Here is a 4087-nt window from a genome sequence, read left to right as displayed (position 1 = left end):
GGGCGAGACGGGCGCGGGCGGCACGGCCGTCCAGCCCGGCAGCCAGGGGGGTCAGCCCGCCGCTCCTGCCCGCCGCGACGACCTCTCCCCCGCCGTGCGCAAGATCGTGGCGGAAAAGGGCCTGGACCCCGCGCAGATTCCCGCGACCGGGCCCAGGGGCAACATCACCAGGGAGGACGCGGTGGTGGCGGCCCAGGGCGGCCTGACCTACCAGGGACCCCAGGACGCCGCGCAGCCCGCGAGCATGCGTCAGGCGGAGGGGACGGGCGGCCAGCCACCAGCCCCCAGCAGCCCGGCCGCCGCCAGCGCCCCCATCCCTCAGGGAGCCCGGCCCGAGCAGCGGGTGCCCATGACGCGCATCCGCACCCGCATCGCCGAGCGCCTCAAGGAAGTGCAGAACACCGCCGCGCTGCTCACGACCTTCAACGAGGTCAACATGCAGCCCGCGATGGACCTGCGGAAGAAGTACCAGGACCAGTTCGTCGCCAAGCACGGCACCAAGCTGGGCTTCATGAGCCTCTTCGTGCGGGCGGCGACCGAGGCCCTCAAGCAGTTCCCGGTCGTCAACGCCAGCGTGGACGGCAAGGACATCATCTACCACGGCTACTACGACATCGGCATCGCGGTGGCGAGCGACCGCGGGCTGGTGGTGCCTATCCTGCGCGACACGGACCAGATGAGCCTCGCCGGAATCGAGAAGCAGATCGCCGAGTACGCGGGCAAGGCGCGGAGCAACAAGCTCACGATGGAGGACATGTCGGGTGGCACCTTTTCCATCACCAACGGCGGCACCTTCGGCTCCATGATGAGCACTCCGATCATCAACGCGCCCCAGAGCGCCATCCTGGGGATGCACAACATCATCGAGCGGCCCATCGCGCAGGGCGGGCAGGTCGTGATCGCCCCGATGATGTACGTGGCCCTGAGCTACGACCACCGCATCATCGACGGCAAGGAAGCCGTGCAGTTCCTGGTCGCCATCAAGAACGTGCTGGAAGACCCGGCGCGGATGCTGCTGGAGCTCTGAGGGTTCAGCACAAGCTTTCCGGGTGGTCGGCCCCGCTGCGCAAATGCGGCAGGCCGACCACCTTTCTGATGTTAGGTTGATGACCCGGGAGTGTTGACCTCCAGAGGTACACCGGAGACGACCCGTTCGGCGGACCCAGACCACCCGAACGGCGACGCCACGAGGAGTCGTTGTGCAAGAGCCACGTGTAGGAATCGTCCTTCTGAACTGGAACGGGTGGCAGGACACGGCCGAGTGCCTGGAGTCTCTGCGCGGCCTGACCTACCGCAACTTCGAGATTCTGCTGATTGACAACGGCTCGGTGGACGACTCCGTGAGCCAGCTCCGGCAGCGCTTCCCGGAGATCAACCTGACCGAGCTGCCGCACAACATCGGCTTTTCCAGGGCCAGCAATCTGGGCACCCGGATGCTGCTGGAGCGGGGGGCCGATTACATCTGGCTGCTCAACAACGACACCACCGTCTCGACCCTGGCGCTGACTGAACTGGTCCGCACCGCCCAGACCGATCCGCGTCTGGGGCTGGTGGCGTCGGTGCTGTACGACTACGGCCAGCCGGGGAAAGTTCAGGCCTGGGGCGGGGGCACGCTCCATCCCTACCTGCTCACGCTGCACCATCATTTTGCGCCCGCCGACTCGTACGACCACCTGCTGGGCACCAGCCTGCTGATCCGGCGCGAGCTGATCGATCAGATCGGCCTGCTGGATGAACGCTACGTCTTTTCCATGGAGGACACCGAGTATTCGCTGCGGGCCAGGCAGCATGGGTGGCGGCTGGGCGTGGCGGACGCGAGCCGGGTCTACCACAAGGGCGGCGCCACCACCAAGAGGGAACATGGCCGCGACGCCGACCTGCAGGCCGACCTGAAATACACCCGGCCCTTCGGCCTGTTCATGCGGCTGACCCGCCGCCCCCTCGCGGCAGTCGTCCTCAAGTGGCTCGCCATTCTGGTTCGCCGCGCCATGCGGGGCCAGTGGCACAAGCTGGCGCCGCTGACTGCCGCCTACTGGGAGGGCTACCGGGCGGGCGGTCAGGCGGAGAAGGAGGCGGGCAAAGCCCAGGCGGAGGCGGTCCCCGCGCCGCAGAGCCCAGGGCGTTCGGCCAGCGGCGCGGCCACCAGCAACGAGGCAACGGACAGCCATCTCCCGGTATGACCAGGGAAACCTCGCGCCCGGCACCTGAAGGGGAGGGGGGGAAGATGGCCAACGTCCTGCACCTGATGAACGCGGGCGGCCTGCTGCCCCCCGAGCTGGCGCAGGAGGTGCGGGCGGTGGCCGAGGCCGCCCTGACCAGACACGCGGCGCGGCTGGAACTGGACGGCGTGGACGTGGCCGTGCGGGTCGCGCCGTGGACCCTGCCCGAAACTGGGGTGCTGGGTTATGCCCCACTGCCGCATTTCGTGGACATCACGCTGACCCCCGACAACCCGAACTTTGCAGGGGGCTGGCGGACCGAGCTGCCCGCCACCCTCGCCCACGAGTTGCACCACGCGCGGCGCTGGCGGGGGCCGGGGTACGGGCGGACACTGCTGCAGGCGCTCGTCTCGGAGGGGCTGGCGCAGCATTACGAGGTCGAGGACCGGGGCGGGCCGCCGCCCTACGCCGTCATTTCGGCCGATCTGGGCGGGCTGTGGAGGCGGGCGCACCCCCTCCTGGACTCTGCCGACTACGGCCATCCCGCCTGGTTCTACGGTTCAGAGGCCCAAGGATTGCCCCGCTGGGCCGGGTACGCCCTGGGCTATGAGCTGGTGCGCCGCTTCCTCGGGAAGGAGGGTGGCGACGCCGTGACCTGGGCCAACGCCCCCGCCGAGGAGTTCAGAAACGCCTGGAGCGGTTAAATCTCCTGCAAGGGCACCTGCGCCAGCCATTCCGGCACCTCGCCGGGGGCGTAGGTGTCGAAGGTCAGGCGGGTCAGCGAGACGAGGGGATACCCGGCGAGCGGTCCTTCCCCGGCCCGGCGGTCCACGATGCAGGCGACGGCCACGCAGCGCCCGCCGAGCGCCTCCACCGCGCCCACGGCCTTCAACACGCTGCCCCCGGTCGTCAGCACGTCCTCCACGGCGATGAAGGGTTCGCCGGGCTCGATCCGGAACGCCTCCCGGACCTTCATCCCACCTTGCCCATCCTTTTCCGTGAAGATCGCGCGACTTTCCGGCAGGTGGCGGGCCACCTCGTAGGCGAGGACCACGCCGCCCATCGCGGGACCGACGACGAGGCGGGGAGACAGGCCAGCCTCCCCCACCTTCTGCGCGAGGGCCTGCCCGATTTTCTCGGTGAGGTGCGGGTGTTGCAGCACGGTGGTCGATTGCAGGAATTTGGGCGAGTGGCGGCCCGAGGCGAGCAGGAAATGCCCCTCGTGGTACGCGCCCGCCTCGCGGTAGAGGGCCAGAACATCCATGCGGCGAGTATCGCATTGTGGGCCAATCCAGGCAGGCATGATGGGAGCTGACATGAACCACGCCTATGTGGACGCGAGCTGGCACGAGACGGACGGCGGACACGGCGTGGGCGGCTGGGGGCTGATCCTGCTGATGCCGGGGACCCTGCCCGTGGGTTACCAGGGCCAGATGGCGGCCCCCGACAACAACGCCGCCGAGTTGCGGGCGGTGCTCGAAGCGGTGCGGCACGCGCCTCATGGTGAGNTGATCCTGCTGATGCCGGGGACCCTGCCCGTGGGTTACCAGGGCCAGATGGCGGCCCCCGACAACAACGCCGCCGAGTTGCGGGCGGTGCTCGAAGCGGTGCGGCACGCGCCTCATGGTGAGCCCCTGGGCGTGCACACCGACAACGAGGCCGTGATCGCCTCGGTGGGGCGGGGGCGGGGGCCGTGGCTGCTCGCGGACCTCGCACGGGAAGTGATCGACGAGGCGGAGGCGCGGGGGGTCGCGTTGCGGGTGGGCTACACCCCGCGCACCCGGCGGCACATGCTCTCGGCACACGACCTTGCCAACGCCGCCCGCCGGGGCCTGAGCGTGCCCGCGCTGGAGGGCCCGCAGGCCGAGGTGCTGATCGAGCAGCGCCCCGCCGTGCCCGAGGCCCGCGTGAGCCTGCGCCGTCCCGGG

The 4087-nt window shown here is 69.7% G+C and carries 5 protein-coding genes; 4 read left to right on the top strand and 1 reads right to left on the bottom strand.

The genetic code is table 11. From position 1 onward, the window contains the following. From odhB to QOL99_RS15580, 3 genes are all read left to right on the top strand, one after another. Positions 1 to 1027 (top strand): 2-oxoglutarate dehydrogenase complex dihydrolipoyllysine-residue succinyltransferase (gene odhB / locus QOL99_RS15590; protein WP_285525168.1); only part of this gene is annotated, 1027 nt, incomplete at its 5' end. Between the two features lie 172 nt (positions 1028 to 1199). Then, positions 1200 to 2180 carry a glycosyltransferase family 2 protein gene (locus QOL99_RS15585; protein ID WP_285525167.1) on the top strand — a complete coding sequence of 327 codons (981 nt, stop codon included), beginning with the start codon at positions 1200 to 1202 and terminating at the stop codon, positions 2178 to 2180. A gap of 44 nt (positions 2181 to 2224) precedes the next feature. After that, entirely contained in the window at positions 2225 to 2863 is a 639-nt protein-coding gene (locus tag QOL99_RS15580; RefSeq protein ID WP_285525166.1) for a DUF2268 domain-containing putative Zn-dependent protease, read from the top strand. On the opposite strand, the gene pyrE is transcribed toward QOL99_RS15580, so the two are convergent. Then, entirely contained in the window at positions 2860 to 3423 is a 564-nt protein-coding gene (pyrE, locus tag QOL99_RS15575; protein WP_285525164.1) for an orotate phosphoribosyltransferase, read from the bottom strand. The two genes, QOL99_RS15580 and pyrE, sit on opposite strands and share 4 nt — an antisense overlap. A gap of 52 nt (positions 3424 to 3475) precedes the next feature. Between pyrE and QOL99_RS15570 the strand changes: the two genes are divergently transcribed. Further along, the coding region (locus QOL99_RS15570) for a ribonuclease H family protein (protein WP_285525162.1) at positions 3476 to 4087 on the top strand (612 nt) is incomplete at its 3' end.

This window comes from Deinococcus rhizophilus (assembly GCF_030271215.1).
GTDB lineage: Bacteria > Deinococcota > Deinococci > Deinococcales > Deinococcaceae > Deinococcus > Deinococcus rhizophilus.
This window is presented reverse-complemented; position numbering and strand designations above follow the sequence as displayed.